The following is a 23,252-nucleotide window of genomic DNA, read 5'->3' on the forward strand; positions in this document are numbered from 1 at the left end:
TCGTATCGACATGGTGGTGCACTCCTGCCACGGCATCGCTCGAACTCCTCATTCGAAAGATTCCGTAAGCCTAAATGCGTTACCTATGTCTCCCGACACCTGTTACCTATGTCTCCCGGCTGAACACACGGCGCACCCTACAGAGGGCATGCGCGCGGGGTCCCTAGCGGGTAGGGCGGACATGACGTGGCCTTGTCCGCCATGGCTTAGCGCGGCACCAGGGCCGGCAGCAGGGTACGTGAGATGGCTTCGCGCACATTCGGCAGCAGGGTGGCGCTGCCGCCCAGCAGCTCTTCCACCAGACGACGCAAGGCAAGTGCCCGGTCCGGGCTGAGGCCACTGACGGCCAGCTCACAGGCCTGTTCGGCACTGACCCCAGGGGGAATCGACAGGCCCAGCGCCACCAGGCGTTCGCGTAGATCTTCCTGATCAATCAGGTCGGCATGCATCATGGTCAACTCCTTCATTGGTGCGACTATGGTTTGAACGTGCGATAGCCATCGCGATATCTGAACTCAGCATGGGTATCGCAAGCTCAACCCATCCTCCCCGGTTGCAGCGAACGACAGTCCTTTGCAGGAGGCACCCGGCGGCGTACCGCTTTATGGCGACCCCCCCCACAGCAGGTTCTTAGCGCAGCACGCCTTCTTCCAGCAATAACTTGAAGATAGCCTCGGCCCCGGCCTCTGGCGAGACATCCTTGAGCACCTGACCACCGCCGCCGGACGCTTTGGCAGTGGCGGCTTTCATCCGTTCGGCCCCGGTCTTGGCCTTGATCACCTTAAGGCGTTTGGGTCGGGGTTTTGCCGGTTGCAGCTGCGCGCTGGCAAATAGCGGGTCGGCGACCAGCTCCACCTCCTCGGCCGTCAACAGGCCACGGCGAGCCGGACCAAAGGCGCTCTGTCGGGCCGTCGGTGCCGCGTTATCGACACTGGCCACAAACGGTAGGCGCACCTGCAAGCGCCGGCGCTGACCGCGGGGTAGGGCCTGGAGCACCTGAGCTACGCCGTTGCTGACCTGTTCCACCGCCGCCAGACCCACCACCAACGGCCAGCCGAGCTGTTCCGCCAGCAGGTAAGGCAGCATGCCGGAGCCTTCGCCGGTTTCCGCCTGGCTACCGGTTAACACCAGCTGCGCGTTGGAGTCCGCCAGGTAACCGGCCAGCACCGGCAGTGCATCGCTGTGCGCCGGTTGTTCGAGAATCTTGATCTGTTCAAGGCCCATGCCCAGATAGGCACGCAGCGCCTCCTGCTGCGGATCGCCGGCATGCAGCACCTGCAAACGCTCACTGGCTAGACGCAAACCCAGCTCGACCGCGCGGGCATCCTGTTCGGCACGGCGTGGCCGCCCGGAGGTCGGGTGAGCACCCACGGAGACCAGGGCAACTACCTGTAAATCAGTCATGACGCAGCTCCGTAGGGTGGAAGACGCTGTTTTCTTCCACCATGGCGGTATGGGCGTTGGTGGATGGGTGAAGCGACATCCACCCTACGGGTTGATTAGGCTGCATCACGCGCGCCTCCTTGCCGATGGGCGGCGACTAGCTCGATCAACGCCTGCAGAATCGCGGCGGATTCGCCGATCACCGAAAGGTCGGCGCGTTTGATCATGTCGCAGGTCGGGTCGAGGTTGATCGCCACCACCTTGTCGCAGGCACCGATGCCTTGCAGATGCTGGATCGCCCCGCTGATGCCCACCGCCACATAGACCCGTGCGGTAACCCAGATGCCGGATGCACCCACCTGGCGCTCGCGGCCCATAAAGCCATCGTCCACCGCCACCCGTGAGGCACCCTCGGTTGCGCCCAGCGCGGCGGCGGCCTGGTGGAACAGCGCCCAGTCCTTTACGCCGTTGCCGCCAGACAGAATAAATTCGGCCTCGGCCATGGGGATCTGCGCCGGGTCGACCGCCACGGCACCGAGATCCTGAATCCGCGGCAAGTGGCTGACCAGCGCTTCACTGAGCGCCAGCGGCCGAACTTCATGACGGGTTTCGCTGACCGGTTCGGCGCATTCGACCGCCGCCAGGATCAGCCGTGGCGCTTGTTGCACCAGGTCTTCCCGCCCGGCACCCGCGCGCCCACTGGCCATGCCATCGGCAACCTGCCAGACCCGCGTGGCCGGGCGTTCGCCGAGCTTGGCAGCCAGACGGCGGCCCAGTTCGCCGCCACCGGTGCGGCTGTCGGGCAGCAACCAGTGGCGCGGGGTCAGTTGCCTTTCTACTGCACTGAGGGCCAGAACCCGCGCTTCCGGGGCGTAGCCGTCGAAAGCGTCATCGGCGAACTGCAACAGGCGGTCAACGCCGTTGCAGTCGAAGGCGCTTTCCTTGTGTTCACCAAAGATCACCGCCACCACCGCGCCGTCGCTCCCGGCCAGCTTGTGCGCCAGACCGAGCAGGTCCTTGTCGTGGGCGCTCAGGCGGCCGCCGACCATATCCGGCACCACGGCGATATAGAACGCCGGTTGTTCGATCGTATGCAGCGGCAACTGCACCACGGCGCTGGCCGTGCTGCGTTTCTGGCTGCCGGCCTGTTGTGCGCCGGAACGGTCGATACGTTTAAGGCCATTGGGGCCGATAAAGCCGACCGCGTGCGGGTTCTTGCGCAGCACCCCGGCGGCGCTAAGCCAGCTGGCCACGGTCGGTTGCGCGGCGGCATGCAACGGGTGCAGACGGTTGCGGGCGATCCATTCGGCGCGTGGATCACGGCGGATAATGTCGCTCATGGGTGCACCTCAAAGGCAGGGGCGACGAGATCATTCCCTCTCCCCCCTGGGGAGAGGGTCAGGGTGAGGGGGCTATAATTCGGCGTGCCAGGCAAAATCGCCCCCTCACCCCAGCCCTCTCCCCGGAGGGGCGAGGGGGCAGACCGTTGGCGCATTGGTCGACGCATTACTGCACCTCCGCCATCTCAGGTTTTGCCGGTGCAGGCTTCTTCGCCTCGACCACGCCCTCGATCAGCACGTCGGCCACCAGCTCGGCAATATCCTTGACCTCCGGGCGCGGGCCGACCACGCCTTCGAGCATCGCCGTGCACTGCGGGCAACCTACGGCGACCAGCTCAGCGGCGGTTTCCTTGATATCGACCATGCGCATATCGGGAATGCGCTGCTTGCCGGGAATATCGGTGATCGGCGCGCCGCCGCCACCGCCACAGCAACGGGAACGGAAGCCCGAGCGCTGCATTTCTTTCACCTCGATACCGATGGCCTTGAGCACCGCGCGCGGCGCTTCGTACTCGCCGTTATAGCGGCCCAGGTAGCAGGGGTCGTGATAGGTGACCGAACCGCCTTTGTGTTGGCCAAGATTGAGTTTCTGCGCGCTGATCAGCTGTTCCATATAGGTGCTGTGGTGCAGCACCTGGTAACGGCCGCCCAACTCGCCATATTCGTTTTTCAGCACATGAAAACTGTGCGGATCGCAGGTAACGATGCTGCGGAACTGGTACTTGGTCAGGGTGGCGATATTGCGCTTGGCCAGCAGTTGGAAGGTCGCTTCATCGCCCAGACGGCGCGCCACGTCACCACTGTCACGCTCTTCCAGGCCGAGCACGGCGAAGTCGACGTTGGCGGCTTTCAGCACTTTGACAAAGGCGCGCAGGGTGCGCTGGTTGCGCATATCGAAGGCACCGTCGCCGACCCAGAACAGCACGTCGACGTTCTGTTTGTCGCTGAGCAGCGGCAGGTTCAGATCCGCCGCCCAGTTCAGCCGCCCGCCGGGGGCGAAACCGCCGGGGTTGTCGGTGGCGATCAGATTGTCCAGTACCTCGGCACCCTTGTTCGGCGTGGTGCCTTTTTCCAGAGTCAGATGGCGGCGCATGTCGACGATGGCATCGACGTGCTCAATCATCATCGGACACTCCTCGACGCAGGCGCGGCAGGTGGTGCACGACCACAGCGTCTCAGCATCGACCAGGGCTTTGCCGTTGAGATTAACGATGGGCAGATGGGGCCCGCCGCTATGTTCGCCGATTGGCTTACCTGGATATGGCGAACCGGCAAACTTGGCATCGGTGCCGCCGGCCAGGCCGACCACCATGTCCTGAATCAGCTTCTTCGGGTTGAGCGGCTGACCGGCTGCAAATGCCGGGCAGGCGGCCTCGCACTTGCCGCATTGCACGCAGGCGTCGAAGCCGAGCAGCTGGTTCCAGGTGAAATCCGTAGGTTTTTCCACGCCCAGCGGGGCTTTGGGATCATCCAGATATAGCGCCTTCAGCCCGGTCGAACGACCGCCACCAAAGCGTTCGCTGCGGCGGTGCCAGGCCAGGTGCAGGGCACCGGCGAAGGCGTGCTTCATCGGCCCGCCCCAGGTCATGCCGAAGAACAGCTCGGACACGCCCCAAGCGATGCCTACCAGCAGAATCGTCGCGAGCATCCAACCGCCGAAGCCTTCCGGCAGAATCCCAGCAACAGGCAGGGTGGCGATAAAGAAGCTGCCCGCGAACATCAGCAGGCTTTTCGGCAGACGCATCCACGGACCTTTCGACAGCCGCGACGGCGGGTTGAGGCGGCGCTTGGCGACAAATAGCGCGCCGGCAAACATCAGCGCACAGGCTGCCAGCAGGGCGAAACCGAGAATACGGCTGTGCAGGCCGAAACCGTGCACCAGAATTGCCAGCACAGCAGCCAGAACAAAGCCGCCGGCGGTGGCGACGTGGGTGTTGGCGATATATTTGTCGCGGGCCACTACATGGTGCAGATCGACCATATAGCGCCGCGGCATGGCCAGCAGTCCGCCTAGCCAGTCGACTTGGGCAGGCCGTCCACGACGCCACATCAGAAAGCGCTTGCCGGCACCGAGCACGGCCAGGCCGAGTGCGGCGAACAGCAGAATGGGGAGTAGGGTGTTCAACATCTTTTGGTCTCCTAACGGGACCGAGTGGGTAACTACGAACCAGTCCCCTCGCCCCTCAGGGGAGAGGGTTAGGGTGAGGGGTTGCCCGAGAGACTGTTCCCCTCACCCCAGCCCTCTCCCCAAGAGGGAGAGGGGGCCGGACCGTGTCAGATCGTCGACCGCTTGCTCTGCTCAGAAATCCTTGCACAGCCTTAAGGCGTCGTAGATCGCCGCGTGAGTGTTGCGCTGGGCCACGCAGTCGCCGATACGGAACAGCAGGTAGCCGTCGCCGGCCTCGGATAAACAAGGCTGCGGCTGAATGGCGAACAGGGCTTCCACGTCGATCTGCCCCTTATTGCGCGAACCTTCCTTCAGCGCGTAGTACAGCGTCTCGTCGGGACGCACGCCGTTCTCCACCACCACCTGATCGACCACCCGCTCTTCTTTCGCGCCGGTGTATTCGTTCTCCAGCACCGCCACCAGCTTGTCGCCTTCGCGGTAGACCTTCTCCAGCATCAGGTCGCCGGTCATGATCACTTCCTTGGGGTACAGGCTGCGGTAATAGGTCGGGAAGCTGGTGCCGCCGATGGCCACGCCTGGCTTGATGTCGTCAGTGACGATCTCCACTTTCGCTCCCTTCTCGGCGATAAAGTCGGCCACCGACATGCCGGTGAATTCGCAGATGGTGTCGTAGACCAGCACGTTATTGCCCGGGGCGACCGTGCCGTCGAGGATGTCCCAGCTGCTCACCACCAGGCCTTCGGCCGCGCCCCAGTGCTCGTTCTGCTCCAGGAACGGATGGCCGCCGTTGGCCAGCACCACGATATCCGGGCGCAGGTCCATGATGCTGGCTTCGTCCGCACCGGTGCCCAGGCGCAGGTCGATGTTCAGGCGCGCCAGCTCCAGCTGGAACCAGCGGGTGATGCCGGCCATCTGATCACGCTGCGGTGCTTTGGCGGCCAGGCTGATCTGCCCGCCGAGGCTGTCCTTCTTCTCGAACAGGGTCACATCGTGGCCACGTTCGGCGGCCACACGCGCGGCTTCCATCCCGGCCGGGCCACCACCAACGATCACCACCTTGCGTTTCGGCCCGCTGGTTTTTTCGATGATATGCGGCAGGCCCATATATTCACGGGAAGTCGCGGCGTTCTGGATGCACAGCACGTCGAGGCCTTGATACTGGCGGTCGATGCAGTAGTTGGCACCGACGCATTGCTTGATCTGGTCGACCTGGCCCATCTTGATCTTGGCGATCAGGTGCGGGTCGGCGATATGCGCGCGGGTCATGCCGACCATGTCGACATAGCCGCCTTCGAGAATACGGGTGGCCTGGTTCGGGTCCTTGATGTTCTGCGCGTGCAGCACCGGTACCTTGACCACTTCCTTGATCCCGGCCGCCAGATGCAGGAACGGCTCCGGCGGGTAGCTCATATTCGGGATAACGTTGGCCAGGGTGTTGTGGGTGTCGCAGCCCGAGCCGACTACGCCGAGAAAGTCGATCATGCCGGTGGCGTCGTAATAGGCGGCGATCTGCTTCATGTCCTCGTGGGACAGGCCGTCCGGGTGGAACTCGTCACCGCAGATGCGCATACCGACGCAGAAGTCCTCGCCGACTTCCTTGCGTACCGCCTTGATCACTTCCAGGCCGAATTTCATCCGCCCCTCGAAGGTGCCGCCCCACTCGTCGGTGCGCTTGTTGACGCGCGGCGACCAGAACTGGTCGATCATATGTTGGTGCACGGCGGACAGCTCGATACCGTCCAGGCCGCCTTCCTTGGCCCGGCGCGCGGCGCTGGCGTAGTTGCCGATCACCCGCCAGATTTCCTCGACCTCAATGGTCTTGCAGGTGGCGCGGTGCACTGGCTCACGGATACCCGACGGCGACATCAGGGTCGGCCAGTGGAAGCCATCCCAGCGTGAGCGACGGCCCATATGGGTAATCTGGATCATGATCTTGGCGCCGTGCTTGTGCATGGCGTCGGCCAGATTCTGGAAGTGCGGAATGATCCGGTCGGTGGACAGGTTCACCGAACTCCACCACTGCTGCGGGCTGTCGATGGCCACCACTGAGGAGCCGCCGCAGATCGCCAGGCCGATGCCGCCCTTGGCCTTCTCTTCGTAATACTTGATATAGCGCTCGGTGGTCATGCCGCCATCGGTGGCATACACCTCGGCGTGCGCGGTGCTGAGCACGCGGTTGCGGATGGTCAGCTTGCCGATTTGAATCGGCTGGAACATTGCCTCGAAAGCCATTACGAAATCCTCACCCAAGAGCGACCTGTGCGCTTTTTGTGCTGTTGTGCTTTTGTAGGAGCGGCCTTGGCCGCGATCCGTGCTAACACCGATGCGCGCCAATCAACCGCATCGCGGCCAAGGCCGCTCCTACAGATAGGTTTTCACCTGATTCAAATTGGCGTGACCACAAACAGGCCATCGTCGTGGCCTGCTTCGGAGCCGCCATAGACCTGCTCGGCCACGGTGCGCAATGTGCTGCCCTGAGCCTGGAGAATCTGGTCCATGGCACCGGCAAACCAGCCGGTGAACATGTAATCGACCTTGCGCCCGCACTTGCCGTAGACGTAGACAAAGGCTGAGTGCTTAAGGCGCACGCTGGCGGTGCCTTTAGCGAGGTCGATGGCCTCAATCTCGAACAGCCCCCAGCCGCGCTGCGACAGACGCTTCATATAGTGTTCGAACACCGCCACGCCAGACAGGCCATGGCATTCGGCTTCCTTCTCGCACCAGTGCCAGGCAGATTTGTAGCCGGCTTTGTAGAGAATCTCGGCATAGGCCTCAGCGCCCAGTACTTCCTCGATACCGATATGGTTGTTGACGAAGAAATGCCGCGGCACATAAAGCATTGGCAGGGCGTCGGTGGTCCAGACGCCGGTTTCGTCGTCGACCTGGATAGGCATTTCGGGTGCGTGGGTGGCCATGTGGTGGAAACTCCAGAAACTTGTGTGAGGTGTAGGAGCGGATTTATCCGCGAAGCGCTCAAGAGCGCTGCCCCTTCGGGCCAGATCGCGGATAAATCCGCTCCCACATTGGTCGTGTTAGGGCTTGGGGCTTACTCGCCCCAGACGTCGGCAAGAACCCTTACCCAGTTCTCGCCCATCACCTTGCGCACCACGCGCTCGGAATGGCCGCGCTTGAGCAGGGTCTCGGTGAGGTTGGGGAATTCGCCGACGGTGCGGATGCCCAGCGGGTTGATGATCTTGCCGAAGCTGGTCAGGCGGCGGGCGTAGCCCTTGTCATGGGTCAGGTATTCGAAGAAGTCCTGGCCGTGGCCCTGGGTGAAGTCGGTGCCGATACCGATGGCGTCTTCGCCGACGATGTTCATCACGTACTCGATGGCTTCGGCGTAGTCGTCGATGGTCGAGTCGATGCCCTTGGCCAGGAACGGCGCGAACATGGTCACGCCGACAAAGCCGCCGTGGTCGGCGATAAATTTCAGTTCTTCATCGGACTTGTTGCGCGGGTGTTCTTTCAGGCCCGACGGCAGGCAGTGGGAGTAGGTGACCGGCTTTTTCGATTCGAGGATGACTTCCTCGGAAGTCTTCGAACCCACATGCGAGAGGTCGCACATAATGCCGACGCGGTTCATCTCGGCGACGATCTCACGGCCGAAGCCGGACAGCCCGCCGTCACGCTCGTAGCAGCCGGTGCCAACCAGGTTCTGGGTGTTGTAGCACATCTGCACGATGCCCACGCCGAGCTGCTTGAACACCTCGACATAGCCGATCTGATCTTCAAACGCATGGGCATTCTGGAAGCCGAAGAGGATGCCGGTCTTGCCCTGCTCTTTAGCCTTGCGGATGTCGGCGGTGCTGCGCACCGGCATCACCAGGTCGCTGTTTTCGCGGATCAGCTTCTGGCTGGCAGCGATATTGTTCACCGTGGCCTGAAAGCCTTCCCACACCGACACGGTGCAGTTGGCCGCCGTCAGGCCGCCTTTGCGCATGTCTTCGAACAGTTCGCGGTTCCACTTGGCGATGATCAGCCCGTCAATAACGATGCTGTCGGCGTGCAATTCGGCTGGGCTCATCAGGCAGTCCCCTTTTTAAAGTGAAAGTCGCGCAGCAACGCCTTCCTGATGTCCTTCTCCCAGCGGGAGAAGGTGGCGCGAAGCGCCGGATGAGGGAAGCGGGCATGCCCGTTAGCGGTGTCGCCAAACCCGTTGTTGGCGCTTTGGACTGAGCATATCCCCGAGGGCCCGGGCGACCCGGTGCAAAAACGACCGGGGTATTGCCGAAAGCGTCAAAGCTGGGTCGTGGGCGGATATGTCGGTGGGCAGGGGCGGGCGGGCATTGCAGGTGAGGATTTGTGGGAGGGGCTTTAGCCGCGACTATGCCAGCGTCGCGGTTGACGGCTAGGCTCGTCCTGCCACTCAAACGGTGGCCGTTGGCTGCTCGTGGCGGTCCTGGCTGGGGCAGGTGGCGAAGCGTGCGCGGTAGCAGCGGGAGAAGTACGAGGAGGACTCGAAGCCGCAGGCCAGGCCAACTTCCAGCACATTCATATCGGTCTGGCGCAGCAGTTGGCGGGCCTTGTCCAGGCGCAGGGCGAGGTAGAAGCTGGATGGGGTTTCCCGTAGATGATGACGAAACAACCGCTCCAGCTGGCGCGGCGTCACCTTAATCAGCTCGGCCAGAGCCTGGGAACTGAGCGGCTGTTCGCTGTGGCGCTGCATTTCGCCGATCACCTGCACCAGCTTCTTGTTGTGCACGTCATAGCGACTGGCGATCTGCATGCGCTGGTGATCCTGGCGCGAGCGGATGCGGCCGAGGACGAACTGTTCGGACACCGCCAGCGCCAGCTCCTCGCCATGCTCGCGGCCGATCAGGGTCAGCATCAGGTCGAGGCTGGCGGTGCCGCCGGCGCTGGTGATGCGCCGGCCGTCGACCTCGAACAGTTCCTGGGTCACCGCCAGGCGCGGGTAGCGTTCGCGAAAGGCTTCGATGGCTTCCCAGTGCAGAGTCAGGCGCTGCCTGGCAAACAGCCCGGCCTCGGCCAGAATAAAACTGCCGGTGTCGATACCGCCGAGCAATGCGCCTTCATGCTCAACCCGGTGCAGCCAGTGCGACAGGCGCTGATCGAAGGTCGCCAACGGTTCGAAGCCGGCGACCACGAACAGCTGGTCACCCGCAGCCGGCAACTGCAGGGCACCATCGACGTTCAGCGACATGCCGTTGCTGGCGGCCACCGCCGCGCCGTCCGAGCTGAGCAGGCGCCAGCGGTACAGCTCGCCGCGAAAGCGATTGGCCACGCGTAGCGGCTCGATGGCGGCCATCAACCCCATCATGGAAAAACCGGGCAGCAGGAGAAACCACAGAGTCTGGGGCATACAGGTCATTCCGCCGGTACAGGGGCTGTCAGCTTTTTAATAAAAGGTATCGGCGCGGTAATGGCAAGCAAGGTGGTCGTTTCAATTCAACAGGTAGTCGTTTTAGTGCGCTTTGCCCCCACAAACGCTGCGTAATCTGGCTCCATCGGGCAGTGAAACCCGACAACCAGAGGCCGCTGAGCCTCTATACAAAATAAAAGATATAACCGTACTGGTTGGAGGGTCGAATCGATGAAAGCACTCAAGGTATTCGCCGGTTGCTGTTTGCTCGGTGTGTTCAGTTCCTCGCTGCTGGCCGCCGAGGACGCCAGTTGCCAGCAGACCCGCATCGGCGTGGTCGGCTGGACCGATGTGGTCGCCACCAGTGCGGTCGCGGCAACCCTGCTCGAGAGCCTGGGTTACCAGACCAAGCAGATCACGGCTTCGCAGCAGATCATCTTCTCCGGCATCGATAAGCAGCAGATCGATTTCTTCCTCGGTTATTGGAAGCCGGCAATGGACAGCAATATTCAGCCCTTCCTCGACAAGGGCCAGGTCAAGGTATTCGCCGAACCCAGCCTGAAGGACGCCATCGCCACCCTGGCGGTGCCCAGCTACGCCGCCGAGCAGGGCCTGCGCACCTTTGCCGACATCGCCAAGTTCAAGGAGCAACTGGGTGGCAAGATCTACGGCATCGAGCCGGGGACCGGAGCCAACAGCACTATCCAGAAGATGATCGACAGCAACCAGTTCGGCCTCGGTGGTTTCAAAATGATCGAATCCAGCGAGGCAGCGATGCTCGCGGCGGTCGGCCGGGCCAACGCGCGCAAGGAGCCGATTGTGTTTGTCGGCTGGAAGCCCCACCCGATGAATATCCAGCTGCAGATGACCTACCTGACCGGTAGTGAAGACGTGTTCGGGGTCAACGAGGGTGCTGCCTCGGTGTCCACCGTGACTGGGCCGAACTATGCCGAGCGCTGCCCCAACGTCAACCGCCTGCTGACCAACCTGTCCTTCACTGCCGAGCAGGAGAGCCAGTTGATGGAGCCGATCATGGCCCGCGAAGACGCCAAGGCGGTGGCGCGCAAGTGGCTCAAGGACAACCCGCAAGTGCTGCGCCGCTTCCTCGATGGCGTCACTACCGTCGATGGCCGCAGCGGTGCCGACAGCGTTCTCGCCGTACTTCAGTAACCCCGACCCCATTGGAGCACCCGGTGCGCCTTGCTGCGCACTAACTCCGCTCGCCCCGAAGAAGGATGCAACAGCCATGAACCATGAAGTCATCGTCACCTGCGCGGTGACCGGTGCCGGCGACACCGTTGGCCGGCACCCGGCCATCCCGGTCACGCCCAAGCAGATCGCCGCCGCCGCCATCGAGGCCGCCAAGGCCGGTGCCACCGTCGCCCACTGCCATGTGCGCGACCCTAACACCGGCAAGCCGAGCCGCGATGTGGCGCTGTACCGCGAGCTGGTCGAACGCATCCGCGAGAGCGACACCGACGTGATCATCAACCTTACCGCCGGCATGGGCGGCGACCTGGAGATCGGTCGCGGCGAGCAGCCCCTGGAGTTCGGCATCGGCACCGACCTGGTCGGGCCGCTGACGCGCCTGGCCCATGTCGAGGAACTGTTGCCGGAAATCTGCACCCTGGACTGCGGCACCCTGAATTTCGGCGACGGCGATTTTATCTATGTATCCACCCCGGCCCAGTTACGCGCCGGTGCCAAGCGCATCACCGAACTGGGGGTCAAGGCCGAGCTGGAGATCTTCGATACCGGCCACCTCTGGTTCGCCAAGCAGCTGATCAATGAGGGCCTGCTGGAGGACCCGCTGATTCAGCTGTGCCTGGGCATTCCCTGGGGCGCGCCGGCCGACACCACGACCATGAAAGCCATGGCCGACAACCTGCCGCCGGGCGTCACCTGGGCCGGTTTCGGCATCGGCCGGTCGCAGATGCCAATGGTCGCCCAGGCCATGCTGCTGGGTGGCAACGTGCGGGTTGGCCTGGAGGACAACATCTGGCTGGACCGTGGCGTGCACGCCAGCAATGGCCAATTGGTCGAGCGCGCCATCGAAATTATCGAACGCCTCGGCGGGCGCGCCCTAAGCCCGGCCGAGGGGCGGGAAAAGATGAAGCTCAAGCGCCGCTGAGCCGTTAGCTCCCCTCTCCCTCCGGGAGAGGGGCTGGGGGTGGTCGGACCACATCTTTCTTCCCCGTAGCAATAGACCCAACGAACAACCACCCCGGATTGCATCCGGGCTACAGGAGCCAGTATGCCCTTCGTCACCCACCTTAAAACCTTCGCCGCCCTCGGCACCGGCGTGATCGGTGCCGGCTGGATCGCCCGCGCCCTGGCCCATGGCCTCGATGTGATCGCCTGGGACCCGGCACCCGGTGCCGAAGCGGCACTGCGCACGCGTATCGCCAATGCCTGGCCAGCCCTGGAGAAACAGGGCCTGGCCCCCGGTGCCTCGCCGCAGCGCCTGCGTTTTGTTGACAGCATCGACGAGTGCGTACGCGACGCCGACTTTATCCAGGAGAGCGCACCGGAGCGCCTCGAGCTCAAGTGTGAGCTGCACGCCAGGATTAGCGTGGCGGCGCGGCCGGATGTGCTGATTGCTTCCAGCACCTCGGGGCTGCTGCCCAGCGAGTTTTATGCCGACGCCACGCGGCCCGAGCGCTGCGTGGTCGGCCACCCGTTTAACCCGGTCTACCTGTTGCCACTGGTGGAGGTCGTAGGCGGCCAGTACACGGCGCCGGAAGCGGTGCAGGCAGCGATCCAGGTCTACGAGTCCCTGGGCATGCGCCCGCTGCATGTGCGCAAGGAAGTGCCAGGCTTTATCGCCGACCGCTTGCTCGAAGCGCTGTGGCGTGAGGCGCTGCACCTGGTTAACGACGGCGTGGCGACTACCGGCGAGATCGACGACGCGATCCGCTTCGGTGCCGGCCTGCGTTGGTCGTTTATGGGCAGTTTTCTCACCTACACCCTGGCCGGCGGCCCGGCCGGTATGCGCCACTTTATGGCCCAGTTCGGCCCGGCGCTAAAACTGCCCTGGACCTACCTGCAAGCGCCCGAGCTGACCGAGGGGCTGATCGACGCAGTGGTCGAAGGCACCGCCGAGCAGCAAGGCAGCCGCAGCCTGGAAGAACTGGAGCGCTACCGCGACGACTGCCTGTTGGCGGTACTCGGTGCGATCGGAGAGACCAAGCGCAAGCACGGCTTTGACTTCGCCGAGTAGCCACTTTCGGTGCGCACGGCGCACCCTACATGCTCTGTACCACTGCTCGCTCCCGCTTGCGGGGGAGGGCCCTTGCTGGAGCCGCCTCAATGCACTGCCGTCCGTTCACCCCTTACCGCACCACCGTCCTGCCCGAGTGGGTCGACTACAACGGCCACCTGCGCGATGCCTTCTACCTGCTGATCTTCAGTCATGCCACCGACGCGCTGATGGATCAGCTGGGCCTGGATGAAGCCGGCCGGGCGCGCAGCGGCCACACCCTGTACACCCTTGAGTGCCACCTCAACTACCTGGCCGAGGTCAAACAAGGCGCGGCGGTCGAGGTGCATACCCAGTTGCTGGCTCACGATGGCAAGCGCCTGCATATCCACCACGATCTGCGCTGCCCAGGCGATGCCGCCAGTCTGGCGCAGAGCGAGCAGATGCTGATGAACATCGACAGCGCCAGCACGCGCTCGGCCTCCTTCGACCCGCAGGTACTGCTGCGGGTGCAGGCTCTGGGGGAGGCTCATCGCGGTCTACCGCAACCTGCCTGCGTCGGTCGACTGATCGCTCTGCCAGCCGCCCGGGTCTAGAGCAGCCGAACATTTGCTCGCAACCAAACAACCCTATCCAACACGTCGCGCCAGGAGATCGTTATGACCGCTGTGGATTTGTCGCCCGCACCCTCCTTTATTGCCGATTGGCGCAGCTATCCGAGCAGCGTCGATCTGGTCGGCCTGCACCCAGCGGACGACCGACTTGACCTGCTCTGGCGCGATGGGCGCATCAGCCCCTTTCACCATCAGTGGCTGCGCGATAACTGTGCCTGCAGCCACTGCGTGTACGACGTGACCCGCGAGCAGCTGCTGGAAATCGTCGATGTGCCTGAAACGCTGGAGCCACCGAACGCCTGTATCGACGAACAGGGCCAGCTGCTGATCGACTGGCATGACGGTCACCACAGCCGTTATCAACCTGGCTGGTTGCGCGCCCATGCCTACGACGATGCCTCGCGTGCCGAACGCCGCGCGCAGCACCCGCAGAGCCGGCTATGGGGCGCGGAGATGGCCGAGCAGCTGGCGCAATTCGACTATCAGGCAGTAATCGAGGATGACGCCAGCCTGCTGCGCTGGCTGCTGGCCGTGCGTGATTTCGGCCTGACCCAGCTGACCGGCGTACCCACCACTGCGGGCGCCCTGCAGCAGGTCGCCCAGCGCATTTCGTTTATTCGCGAGAGCAATTTCGGCGTGCTGTTCGATGTGCGCTCCAAGGCCGATGCCGACAGCAATGCCTACACCGCCTTCAACCTGCCGCTGCACACCGACCTGCCGACCCGCGAGTTGCAGCCCGGCTTGCAGTTTCTGCATTGCCTGGTCAACGACGCCATGGGCGGTGAAAGCATCTTCGTCGACGGCTTCGCTATTGCCGAGGTCCTGCAGCAAGAGGCCCCGGAGGATTTTCATAGCCTGTGCACCCGCGCCGTCGAGTTCCGCAACAAGAGCCGCCGCAGCGACTACCGCTGCCTGGCACCGATTATCGCCTTGGACGCAGAGGGCCGGGTCAGCGAGGTGCGCATGGCCAACTTTCTGCGCGGCCCCTTCGATGTGCCAGTCGAGCAGATGTCGGCGCTGTATCGCGCCTACCGACGCTTTATCGGCATGACCCGCGAGCCGCGCTTTCGCCTGCAACGGCGGCTTGAGGCTGGCCAGCTGTGGTGCTTCGACAACCGCAGGGTTCTGCATGCGCGCCGCGAGTTTGATCCGTCCAGCGGCGCGCGGCATTTTCAGGGCTGCTATGTCGACCGCGATGAGCTACTGTCGCGGATCCGCGTGCTACAGCGCTAAACCTGACAGTCCCCGCTATGGAGAGCCAATGCCTGAGTCTTATCCCTTGTCTGCGCAGATGGCCGCCTTCGTTGCCGAGAGCCAGACGCACGCCTCCGCGGACAACTCGCTGGCAGCGCAGCGCGCCGCCTATGGGGCATTGTGCCGGGCGTTCAGCCCGCCGCGCCCGGCCGGTTTGACGATCAATGACCTGCAGCTCGCCGAGGTTGCGGTGCGCCGCTATCTGCCAGCCCAGCCAGCCCCCGCTGCTGGCTGGCCCTGCCTGCTGTACCTGCATGGTGGCGGCTGGATGCTCGGCGACCTCGATTCCCACGACTTTATCTGTGCCTATCTGGCGCAGCAGCTTGGGCTGGTGGTCGTAGCTGTCGCCTATCGGCTCGCCCCCGAGCAGCCTTTTCCCGCCGCCCTGGAGGACTGCATGGGCGTCTGGCAGGCGCTGCGCGATGGCCAGCTCGACGTACCGCTGGAGCAGGCGCGGCTGGCAGTGGCTGGCGACAGCGCCGGTGGCAATCTTGCGGTGGCCATTTGCCTGGCCTTGCGTGCGGCGGGGCAGCAGCAACCTTGCGCCCAGGCGCTGATCTATCCGGTACTGAGTGCGCTGCCCTTGCCATCGCACCAACTTTGCGCCGATGCGCCCTTGCTGACCCACGCTGGGCTGCAGGCCTGTCTGGATATTTATTTGGCGGACCCGGAGCAACGGCAAAACCCTCTGGCGCTGCCGCTGGCGGCCCCAGACTTTGTCGGCCTGCCCCCGGCCTTTGTCGCTGCAGCCGAGTTCGACTCTTTACGCGATGACGCCGCCCGCTACGCCGAACGCCTGGCACTCGATGGCGTGCCGGTGGAATTCGAGCCGGGGCTGGGCCTGGTTCACGGTTGCCTGCGTGGGCTGGGGCGGGTGGCCGAGGTGGATCGCCTGTATCAACGCCTGTGCGCCTGGCTGGCCACGGCAGTCTGACGGGCCTGATTCTGTAGGGTGCGCCGCGCGCACCAGCTTGACCGGGGGGGAAGCCGCCTATTTCGCTTATTTAGCGGCAGTTCCTTCCTTGCTTGCGGGTGCTGTGATAGAAGGCAGCCTGGTTTTTTTGGAGTGGCGATGTGGAGTCCGAGTCCATCGTTTATGGCTGTATCCGTGACTGGCCATCGGATAGTCCAGCGGAGAGCCGTCTGCGTCGCGAGATCAATCAGCAGGTGCTCGACCAGTTGCCGGCGGGCGATGCCTGGAGTTTTCTCGGCAGGGAAATGTTTGCCTGCTGTCAGCAGCCGGGGGATGGTCTGTACCAGACCCAGGTGATCCACTTCGGGGCCAGCTACCGTACCGTGGAGTATGAGTGGAGCCTGTGGATCAAGCAGTTCGAGGCCTTGCTCAAGCGTCTGTACTGGGCCAGTGCGGTGGTGCATCTGGAAACCGAGTTGAACGGTACCCACACCTTTCGCTGGGAGTCGGACAAGGGCTTTCACAGCCCCGATGAGGGCGAGTTGCGCGTGCGTTGTGCCTGGGAGCGCGAAGGCGGTCTGCGCGGTTAACGCAATGCTTCAGCCGAGGCGCACAGTGACGAAACCCAAGGAGCATACCGCGCCGTTGGGCTTCGCTACGCTTAGCGCCAACCTACGAGCTGTATTTATTCCTCCAGTGCATCCAGCCACTCTTTGGGCACATCGCGCCTGAGTGCCAGCTGGCATTGCTGGCTTTCCGGGTCGAAGACAATCACCGCCTGGCCTTTGTCCAGGGCATGGCGTACGCGTTCGATGCGGGTGTGCAGCGGGGTTTCATCGCCGTTGTCGGTGCCGTCGCGGGTGACGAAATCTTCGATCAGGCGGGTCAGGGTGTCGGCTTCGAGCAGGTGAAAAGGGATCAGCACGGTCAGTTCTCCAGAACGCAGCGGCGATGCTAACGCGCGCCGGGCCGTCTGGCCATGCGCAAGGCCATGTCTCGCTTATCTGTCGCGGGGGCTTTGGGCCCATGGGCTGGTGTATGTGTGGAGAAACCTACCCTGGCAGGTAGGCCGGCGCTAAGCGCAGCGCAGCCCAACAGCTGGCCACAACCTAAAGCGCGTTATCTGCCTCGGGCTGTTGCAGCAGGCGTTCCAGGGTGCTGTAGAGGCGTGCGCTGTCCAGCGGCTTGCCGAGGAAGTCGTTCATGCCGGCGTCGCTGCCGTGCTGGCGGTGTTCGTCGAGGATATGCGCGGTCAGCGCGACGATGGGCACCGCGGGCAGATTATGCTGGCGCTCGATGCGGCGGATCTGCCGGGTGGCCTCGAAGCCGTCCATTTCCGGCATCTCACAATCCATCAGGATCAGCTGCGTGGCACTCGGGTCACGTTGGTACTCATTGACCGCGGCCAGGCCGTTGGTGACCAGGCGCACGTTATAGCCGCGCTTCTTCAGAAAGCCCTGCACCACCAGCTGGTTCACCGGGTTGTCCTCGGCAACCAGGATGCAGGGCGCGCCGCCGCTGTCGTGACGCGGCTGCGGCAGGGGGCGGACTTCCGGGCTGCGGTGTTCTTCATAGAGCTCCACCAGGGCCCCGCGCAGCGCTGTGACGGCCAGCGGCTGGGCCAGGCTGACCAGGCGCAGGCCACCGCTGTTGGGTGTCTGCTGGCATTGTTCGGGGGAGCTGAGCAGCAGGATGCGCTGGCCGGGATGCAACAGGGGGCGCAGGGCGTCCAGCCAGTGCTGGGTGCTGCCCGGCCAGGGGGCCATGAGCACCAGCAGCGGCGGTGCGGCGAAGTCCTGCAGATAGCCCTGCAGGCTTTCCGGGTTCTGGCAGCGTTCGGTGCGCATGCCCCAACGCCCGAGCAGGCGGCTGAGGGCGTCCAGCCCCAGGCCGTCGAGGGAGGTGAGCAGGGCGGTGCGGCCCTTGAGCAGCTCGCAGAGCGGGTCGGCGGGCTGTTCCTCGGTGGCCTGGGGGATATCGAAGGCAAAGCGGGTGCCCTGGCCCGGGGTGCTCTGCACCTCGATCCGGCCGCCCATCATTTCCACCAGTTCCTTGCTGATGGCCAGGCCCAGGCCGCTGCCGCCGTAGCGGCGGGTGGTGCTGGAGTCGCCCTGGGCGAAGGATTCGAACAGCTGGGTCAGGGACTCATCGCTGATGCCGATACCGCTGTCGCTGATGGCGAAGATCAGGTGGGGGTTGCCCTGGGAATCGCTGCGCCGCGAGACGTTGAGTGATACATGGCCCTCGGCGGTGAATTTGAGGGCATTGCTCAGCAGGTTCATCAGCACCTGCTTGAGCCGGGTCGGGTCGCCCTGGATGCGTCGCGGCACGCCCGCCTCCAGGCTGATATAGAGGCGCAGGCGCTTGTCCAGGGCCTGGCCGGTAAACAGGCTGAGGGTGTCTGAAATCAGTTCTTCCAGATCGAAGTCGATATGTTCCAGGCTGAGCTTGCCGGATTCGATACGGGCGTAATCGAGGATGTCATTGATCACGGCCATCAGTGAGCTTCCCGAGCTTGAAATGGTGTCGACATAGAAGCGCTGGCTACGATCCAGCGGGGTTTCCCTGAGCAGTTGCAGCATGCCCAGCACGCCGTTGAGCGGGGTGCGGATCTCGTGGCTCATCTTGGCCAGGAAGCGGCTCTTGGCCAGGTTCTCGATCTCCGCCTGTTCGGCGGCGCGGCGCGACTTGAAGCCTTCTTCCTTGAGCATATTGATGCGGTCGGCCAGGCCGATGGACAGGGCGATCAGCTCGATGGTCACGCCTGCCTTGACCACCGCATCGCCATACAGGCCCAGCAGTTCGAGGCCCAGCGAACCGGACGTGGCGATAATAAAGGAGGCCAGCAGAATGCCCCAGGCGAGGATGTAGTAGGAGCCGTAGCGCAGGCCCTTGCGCCATACGTAGGCCCCGCTGAGCAGCAGCACCAGGGACACCGCCAGAACAGTGAGGCTGGCGAGGATGTTCCAGGCCTGCAGACCGATCAGCGGCACCGACACCAGGCAGCCGCCGACCAGCAGCATAAACAGGCGCAGGCCCAGGTCCAGGCGCGGGAAATACTGCTGGGTGTGCAGAAAGTGGCGGCTGAACTGGGTGGCGGTGAGGCAGTGAATGTACATCAGGATATAGATGCTGACCGACTGCAGGCCGATATGCTCGGGCAGCAGCTTGAACAGCATGCCGTCGAAGCTGGCGGCGAACAGGCCGATATTGAAGCTGTACACCAGGTACCAGAAGTAGGCCGCCTCGCGCAGCGAGATAAACAGGAACAGGTTGTAGCAGAACATGGCGAACAGCACGCCGTAGAAGGCCCCGTTGATGCCCATCAGGTTTTCCTGGGCGGCGGCGCTGGCGTGGTAGGTGCTGAAGAACAGTGGCACGAAGACCGTGCTGGTGGTTTCCACGCGGATCAACAGGGTGCTGCTACCGGGCGGCAGGTCGACCGGGAACCAGAAATTGCGCACCTGCACCGGGCGCTGAGAGAAGGCGTACTTATCGCCGCTCTCCTGTGTTTGCCAGTTGCCGTCGGGACCGGCCAGATAGAACTGCAGGTGATCGAGCAGCGGGTAATTGACTTCCAGGTAACCGGCCAGGTCACTGTGCAGGCGGTTATCCAGTTGCACCTTGAACCACCAGACCGAGTCGTTCTTGCCGAGGTTGGCGTGCTCGCCGGCTACCGGAGTGAAACGCTGGTCGGGCAGGTTGCCGACCTGTTCCAGGCTCAGGCTACCGTCGGGATCCTCCAGATAGCCCATGCTCGGCCCGAGGGAGAGGCGCAGGTCGCTGCTGTCGAGCAGCGCAGGTTGCAATGCCCAGGCGGGCCCACACAGCCAGAGCAATAGCAGCGCAAGCCAGATATGAGGCATCCGCAAACCTCTTGGTTTTTAGGGGGGCCGGGCTCAGCCAGTTTTTTAGTGCTGTCACTTTGCCCGGATGCGCGCTGCCCTTCAAGCGTCCTGATCGCGGTGGCCGAGCAGGCTATCCACGGTGGGGACGCGGGTGTCGCTCTCCATCTGTGCGTCGTGCTCCAGTTGGTGACTGAAGCGCTCCAGGGAACCCTGGGCCGGTTGGGCGTCGCTGGCGAATACCGGCGGGCTGAGCAGGTAGGCCGCGAGCAGGCTGCTAAGGGCCTTGAGGCTGTCGATATGGGTGCGTTCGTAGCCATGGGTGGCGTCGCAGCCGAAGGCCAGCAGTGCGGTGCGGATATCGTGGCCGGCGGTAACGGCCGATTGCGCATCGCTGTGGTAATAGCGGAACAGGTCGCGGCGCACCGGGATTTCATTTTCGCTGGCCAGGCGCAACAGCTGGCGCGACAGGTGATAGTCGTAAGGCCCGCCGGAGTCCTGCATCGCCACGCTGACCGTGTGCTCGCTGGACTGCTGGCCTGGGGCGACCGGGGCGATGTCGATGCCGACAAATTCGCTGACATCCCAGGGCAGGGCGGCTGCGGCCCCGGAGCCGACTTCCTCGGTGATGGTGAACAGCGGGTGACAGTCGATTTCCGGCTCCAGTCCGCTCTCCTTAATGGCCTTGAGCGCGGCAAGCAGGGCGGCGACACCGGCCTTGTCGTCGAGGTGACGGGCGCTGATATGGCCGCTTTCGGTGAACTCCGGCAGCGGGTCGAAGGCAACGAAGTCGCCCACCGAGATGCCTAAGGATTCGCAGTCGGCGCGGGTGGTGCTGTAGGCATCCAGGCGCAGCTCGACGTGGTCCCAGCTGATCGGCAGCTGATCCACCTCGGTATTGAAGGCATGCCCCGAGGCCATCAGCGGCAATACGCTGCCGCGAATCACGCCGTGGTCGGTGAATACGCTGACCCGGCTACCTTCGGCAAAGCGGCTCGACCAGCAGCCGACCGGGGCCAGGCCCAGGCGGCCGTTGTCCTGCAGGGTGCGGACAATCGCGCCGATGGTGTCCAGGTGCGCCGACACTGCGCGGTCCGGGCTGTTCTGCTTGCCCTTGAGGGTGCCGCGAATGGTGCCGCGGCGGGTCATCTCGAAGGGGATACCGATCTCCTCCAGGCGCTCGGCGACATAGCGCACGATGGTGTCGGTGAAGCCGGTGGGGCTGGGGATGGCGAGCATCTCCAGCAGTACCTTTTGCAGGTAGGCGAGGTCGGGTTCGGGGAGTTTCTGCATATAGGTTCTCCTTGCGAAAATTGTCTGGGTGGCTTGCGATCCGCTATTTACCCCGCTCCCGAACTGCGCTGCGTTTGTCCGGGCTACGGTTGAGCTGTAGCCCGGACAAGCCTTGGCGCAATCCGGGAACAGGCAGCGCGGCGCGGGCTTAATCCACCTGGCTAAGCGGAAACAGCAGGTCGATAAAGCGCTCGGCGGTGGGTTGCGGCTGGTGGTTGGCCAGGCCGGCGCGTTCGTTGGCTTCGATAAAGACGTATTCGGGCTGATCGGCTGCCGGTACCAGCAGGTCGAGGCCGACCACGGGGATGTCCAGGGCGCGGGCGGCCTTGACCGCGGCATCGGCCAGCGTCGGATGGAGGATCTCGGTGACATCTTCCAGGCTGCCGCCGGTGTGCAGGTTGGCGGTCTTGCGCACGGCCAGTTGCTGCCCCGCGGGCAGGATGCTGGTGTAGTCGACGCCGGCGGCATGCAGGGTGCGCAGGGTCTCGGCATCCTTGGGGATACGGCTTTCGCCGTCGGTGGCGGCCTGGCGGCGGCGGCTTTGTGCATCAATAAGTTCGCCGATGCTGTGCTGGCCGTCGCCCACCACTTGCGCTGGCCGGCGGATGGCCGCAGCCACCACCTCGAAGCCGATTACCAGGATGCGCAGGTCGCAGCCTGCGTGGAAGCTTTCCAGCAGCACCCGGCTGTCGAAGGTGCGGGCGCGCTCGATGGCATCCTGCACGTCCAGCGGGGTGCGCAGGTCCACCGCCACCCCCTGGCCCTGTTCGCCGTCCACCGGTTTGACCACCAAACTGGCGTGCTCGGCGAGGAAGGCGGCATTTTCTTCGGCGCTGCCGGCCAGGCGCTGCGCCGGCATGCTCAGGCCGGCGCGGGCCAGGGTGCGGTGGGTCAGGCGCTTGTCCTGGCACAGGGTCATGCTCACCGCGCTGGTCAGGTCGCTCAGTGATTCGCGGCAGCGAATCCGCCGGCCGCCGTGGCTCAGGGTGAACAGGCCGGCTTCTGCATCATCGACCTGCACCTCAATGCCGCGGCGCAGCGCTTCATCGACGATGATCCGCGCATAGGGGTTCATCTCGGCCTGGGGGCCGGGGCCGAGGAACAGGGTCTGGTTGATGCCGTTCTTGCGTTTGATGCTGAAGGTCTGCAGTTCGCGAAAGCCCAGCTTGGCGTAGAGCTGCTTGGCCTGGCCGTTGTCATGCAGCACCGACAGGTCGAGGTAGCTCAGGCCGCGGCTCATCGAGTGTTCGATCAGGTGACGCACCAGCACTTCGCCGACCCCGGGCCGGGTGCAGCGCGGGTCGACGGCCAGGCACCAGAGGCTGCTGCCGTTTTCCGGGTCGTTGTAGGCCTTGTGGTGGTTGAGGCCCATAACGCTGCCGATCACTGCGCCGCTGTCTTCGTCTTCGGCCAGCCAGTAGGTGGGGCCGCCCTGGGGGTAAGGGGTGAGCTTGTCCGGGTCGATCGGCAGCATGCCGCGCATCCGGTACAGGTTGTTGATGGCCTGCCAGTCCGCCTCGTTCTGCGCCCGACGGATGCGGTAACCGCGAAAGCCGCGGCGCGCCGGCCGGTAGTCGGTAAACCACAAACGCAGGGTGTCGGAGGGGTCGAGAAAGAGTTGTTGCGGGGCCTGGGCCAGCACCTGCTGCGGCGCGGCGACATACAGGGCGATATCGCGCTCGCCGGGGCGTTCGTCGAGCAGGGCCTGGGCCAGCTCGACGGCATCCGGGTAGGTGTGGCCGATCAGTAGGCGGCCCCAGCCGCAGTGCACGGCCTTGGGCTGGCTGGGCGGGGCGTTGGGATCCTCGGCCAGGCGCGCCTGCAGACGTTCGTAGGAGGGTGTCTGGCCGCGCAGCAGGCGCTGGTTGTAGGCAGTGACGCGCATGGAAATTGTCCTTCGCTCATTCGCGTGGCCCGGTCTGTGCCAGGTTATGGGTTTGAGCCGCGACAACCCCGGATTGCA

Annotated in this window: 19 protein-coding genes; 7 read left to right on the top strand and 12 right to left on the bottom strand. The window is 64.0% G+C overall.

All coding sequences use genetic code 11. The annotated features are described in order from the left end of the window. Positions 1-206 precede the first annotated feature (206 nt). The 8 genes from VMP31_RS22370 to VMP31_RS22405 all read right to left on the bottom strand — a co-directional run bounded on the left by VMP31_RS22370 (position 207) and on the right by VMP31_RS22405 (position 10,171). Entirely contained in the window at positions 207-452 is a 246-nt protein-coding gene (locus tag VMP31_RS22370; RefSeq protein WP_325509907.1) for a hypothetical protein, read from the bottom strand. Positions 453-630: 178 nt separating this feature from the next. Next, entirely contained in the window at positions 631-1,404 is a 774-nt protein-coding gene (locus VMP31_RS22375; protein ID WP_325509908.1) for an electron transfer flavoprotein subunit beta, read from the bottom strand. A gap of 95 nt (positions 1,405-1,499) precedes the next feature. Then, positions 1,500-2,723 carry an electron transfer flavoprotein subunit alpha/FixB family protein gene (locus tag VMP31_RS22380; RefSeq protein WP_325509909.1) on the bottom strand — a complete coding sequence of 408 codons (1,224 nt, stop codon included), beginning with the start codon at positions 2,721-2,723 and terminating at the stop codon, positions 1,500-1,502. A 166-nt stretch (positions 2,724-2,889) separates the two neighbouring features. Continuing rightward, positions 2,890-4,851 carry a dimethylglycine demethylation protein DgcB gene (dgcB, locus tag VMP31_RS22385; protein WP_325509910.1) on the bottom strand — a complete coding sequence of 654 codons (1,962 nt, stop codon included), beginning with the start codon at positions 4,849-4,851 and terminating at the stop codon, positions 2,890-2,892. Positions 4,852-5,022: 171 nt separating this feature from the next. Next, complete coding sequence (gene dgcA, locus VMP31_RS22390) at positions 5,023-7,083, bottom strand: dimethylglycine demethylation protein DgcA (protein ID WP_325509911.1); 2,061 nt, start codon at positions 7,081-7,083, stop codon at positions 5,023-5,025. 152 nt (positions 7,084-7,235) lie between these two features. After that, complete coding sequence (locus VMP31_RS22395; protein WP_325509912.1) at positions 7,236-7,766, bottom strand: DUF5943 domain-containing protein; 531 nt, start codon at positions 7,764-7,766, stop codon at positions 7,236-7,238. 131 nt (positions 7,767-7,897) lie between these two features. Continuing rightward, on the bottom strand, positions 7,898-8,875 hold the full coding sequence (locus VMP31_RS22400; protein WP_325509913.1) for a dipeptidase: 978 nt from the start codon (positions 8,873-8,875) through the stop codon (positions 7,898-7,900). Positions 8,876-9,217: 342 nt separating this feature from the next. Next, positions 9,218-10,171, bottom strand: coding sequence for a GlxA family transcriptional regulator (locus VMP31_RS22405; protein ID WP_325509914.1), 954 nt, complete (start codon positions 10,169-10,171; stop codon positions 9,218-9,220). 231 nt (positions 10,172-10,402) lie between these two features. On the opposite strand from VMP31_RS22405, the gene choX reads away from it, so the two are divergent. The 7 genes from choX to VMP31_RS22440 all read left to right on the top strand — a co-directional run bounded on the left by choX (position 10,403) and on the right by VMP31_RS22440 (position 16,741). Then, positions 10,403-11,341, top strand: coding sequence for a choline ABC transporter substrate-binding protein (gene choX, locus VMP31_RS22410; RefSeq protein WP_325509915.1), 939 nt, complete (start codon positions 10,403-10,405; stop codon positions 11,339-11,341). Positions 11,342-11,417: 76 nt separating this feature from the next. Further along, a complete protein-coding gene (locus VMP31_RS22415) occupies positions 11,418-12,302 on the top strand; it encodes a 3-keto-5-aminohexanoate cleavage protein (RefSeq protein WP_325509916.1) in 885 nt (294 codons plus the stop codon). Between the two features lie 123 nt (positions 12,303-12,425). Next, positions 12,426-13,391 carry an L-carnitine dehydrogenase gene (locus tag VMP31_RS22420; RefSeq protein WP_325509917.1) on the top strand — a complete coding sequence of 322 codons (966 nt, stop codon included), beginning with the start codon at positions 12,426-12,428 and terminating at the stop codon, positions 13,389-13,391. An 89-nt stretch (positions 13,392-13,480) separates the two neighbouring features. Then, positions 13,481-13,966 carry a thioesterase family protein gene (locus VMP31_RS22425; RefSeq protein WP_325509918.1) on the top strand — a complete coding sequence of 162 codons (486 nt, stop codon included), beginning with the start codon at positions 13,481-13,483 and terminating at the stop codon, positions 13,964-13,966. A gap of 63 nt (positions 13,967-14,029) precedes the next feature. After that, the gene (locus VMP31_RS22430) at positions 14,030-15,217 is read left to right on the top strand and encodes a gamma-butyrobetaine dioxygenase (protein WP_325509919.1); all 1,188 of its coding nucleotides are present in this window, start codon (positions 14,030-14,032) and stop codon (positions 15,215-15,217) included. Positions 15,218-15,245: 28 nt separating this feature from the next. Continuing rightward, the gene (locus tag VMP31_RS22435) at positions 15,246-16,172 is read left to right on the top strand and encodes an alpha/beta hydrolase (RefSeq protein WP_325509920.1); all 927 of its coding nucleotides are present in this window, start codon (positions 15,246-15,248) and stop codon (positions 16,170-16,172) included. Positions 16,173-16,312: 140 nt separating this feature from the next. Then, a complete protein-coding gene (locus VMP31_RS22440) occupies positions 16,313-16,741 on the top strand; it encodes a hypothetical protein (RefSeq protein ID WP_325509921.1) in 429 nt (142 codons plus the stop codon). Between the two features lie 95 nt (positions 16,742-16,836). Here VMP31_RS22440 and VMP31_RS22445 read toward each other — a convergent pair whose 3' ends face one another. The 4 genes from VMP31_RS22445 to ngg all read right to left on the bottom strand — a co-directional run bounded on the left by VMP31_RS22445 (position 16,837) and on the right by ngg (position 23,174). Beyond that, on the bottom strand, positions 16,837-17,076 hold the full coding sequence (locus VMP31_RS22445) for a YheU family protein (protein WP_325509922.1): 240 nt from the start codon (positions 17,074-17,076) through the stop codon (positions 16,837-16,839). Positions 17,077-17,260: 184 nt separating this feature from the next. Beyond that, on the bottom strand, positions 17,261-20,017 hold the full coding sequence (locus VMP31_RS22450; RefSeq protein WP_325509923.1) for a hybrid sensor histidine kinase/response regulator: 2,757 nt from the start codon (positions 20,015-20,017) through the stop codon (positions 17,261-17,263). Positions 20,018-20,098: 81 nt separating this feature from the next. Next, a complete protein-coding gene (locus VMP31_RS22455; protein ID WP_325509924.1) occupies positions 20,099-21,289 on the bottom strand; it encodes an osmoprotectant NAGGN system M42 family peptidase in 1,191 nt (396 codons plus the stop codon). Between the two features lie 148 nt (positions 21,290-21,437). Next, positions 21,438-23,174: an N-acetylglutaminylglutamine synthetase gene (gene ngg, locus VMP31_RS22460; RefSeq protein WP_325509925.1), complete on the bottom strand. Its 1,737-nt coding sequence runs from the start codon at positions 23,172-23,174 to the stop codon at positions 21,438-21,440. Between the last annotated feature and the right edge of the window lie 78 nt (positions 23,175-23,252).

Source organism: Pseudomonas sp., from assembly GCF_035512415.1.
Lineage (GTDB): Bacteria > Pseudomonadota > Gammaproteobacteria > Pseudomonadales > Pseudomonadaceae > Aquipseudomonas.

What these genes read in the sequence shown, in the direction of transcription:
- VMP31_RS22375 (WP_325509908.1), bottom strand. Translation starts at nt 1,404, where the DNA reads ATGACTGATTTACAGGTAGTTGCCCTGGTCTCCGTGGGTGCTCACCCG.
- VMP31_RS22370 (WP_325509907.1), bottom strand. Translation starts at nt 452, where the DNA reads ATGATGCATGCCGACCTGATTGATCAGGAAGATCTACGCGAACGCCTG.
- VMP31_RS22405 (WP_325509914.1), bottom strand. Translation starts at nt 10,171, where the DNA reads ATGCCCCAGACTCTGTGGTTTCTCCTGCTGCCCGGTTTTTCCATGATG.
- dgcB (WP_325509910.1), bottom strand. Translation starts at nt 4,851, where the DNA reads ATGTTGAACACCCTACTCCCCATTCTGCTGTTCGCCGCACTCGGCCTG.
- dgcA (WP_325509911.1), bottom strand. Translation starts at nt 7,083, where the DNA reads ATGGCTTTCGAGGCAATGTTCCAGCCGATTCAAATCGGCAAGCTGACC.
- VMP31_RS22400 (WP_325509913.1), bottom strand. Translation starts at nt 8,875, where the DNA reads ATGAGCCCAGCCGAATTGCACGCCGACAGCATCGTTATTGACGGGCTG.
- VMP31_RS22430 (WP_325509919.1), top strand. Translation starts at nt 14,030, where the DNA reads ATGACCGCTGTGGATTTGTCGCCCGCACCCTCCTTTATTGCCGATTGG.
- VMP31_RS22395 (WP_325509912.1), bottom strand. Translation starts at nt 7,766, where the DNA reads ATGGCCACCCACGCACCCGAAATGCCTATCCAGGTCGACGACGAAACC.
- choX (WP_325509915.1), top strand. Translation starts at nt 10,403, where the DNA reads ATGAAAGCACTCAAGGTATTCGCCGGTTGCTGTTTGCTCGGTGTGTTC.
- VMP31_RS22450 (WP_325509923.1), bottom strand. Translation starts at nt 20,017, where the DNA reads ATGCCTCATATCTGGCTTGCGCTGCTATTGCTCTGGCTGTGTGGGCCC.
- VMP31_RS22455 (WP_325509924.1), bottom strand. Translation starts at nt 21,289, where the DNA reads ATGCAGAAACTCCCCGAACCCGACCTCGCCTACCTGCAAAAGGTACTG.
- VMP31_RS22425 (WP_325509918.1), top strand. Translation starts at nt 13,481, where the DNA reads ATGCACTGCCGTCCGTTCACCCCTTACCGCACCACCGTCCTGCCCGAG.
- VMP31_RS22380 (WP_325509909.1), bottom strand. Translation starts at nt 2,723, where the DNA reads ATGAGCGACATTATCCGCCGTGATCCACGCGCCGAATGGATCGCCCGC.
- VMP31_RS22435 (WP_325509920.1), top strand. Translation starts at nt 15,246, where the DNA reads ATGCCTGAGTCTTATCCCTTGTCTGCGCAGATGGCCGCCTTCGTTGCC.
- VMP31_RS22415 (WP_325509916.1), top strand. Translation starts at nt 11,418, where the DNA reads ATGAACCATGAAGTCATCGTCACCTGCGCGGTGACCGGTGCCGGCGAC.
- VMP31_RS22420 (WP_325509917.1), top strand. Translation starts at nt 12,426, where the DNA reads ATGCCCTTCGTCACCCACCTTAAAACCTTCGCCGCCCTCGGCACCGGC.
- ngg (WP_325509925.1), bottom strand. Translation starts at nt 23,174, where the DNA reads ATGCGCGTCACTGCCTACAACCAGCGCCTGCTGCGCGGCCAGACACCC.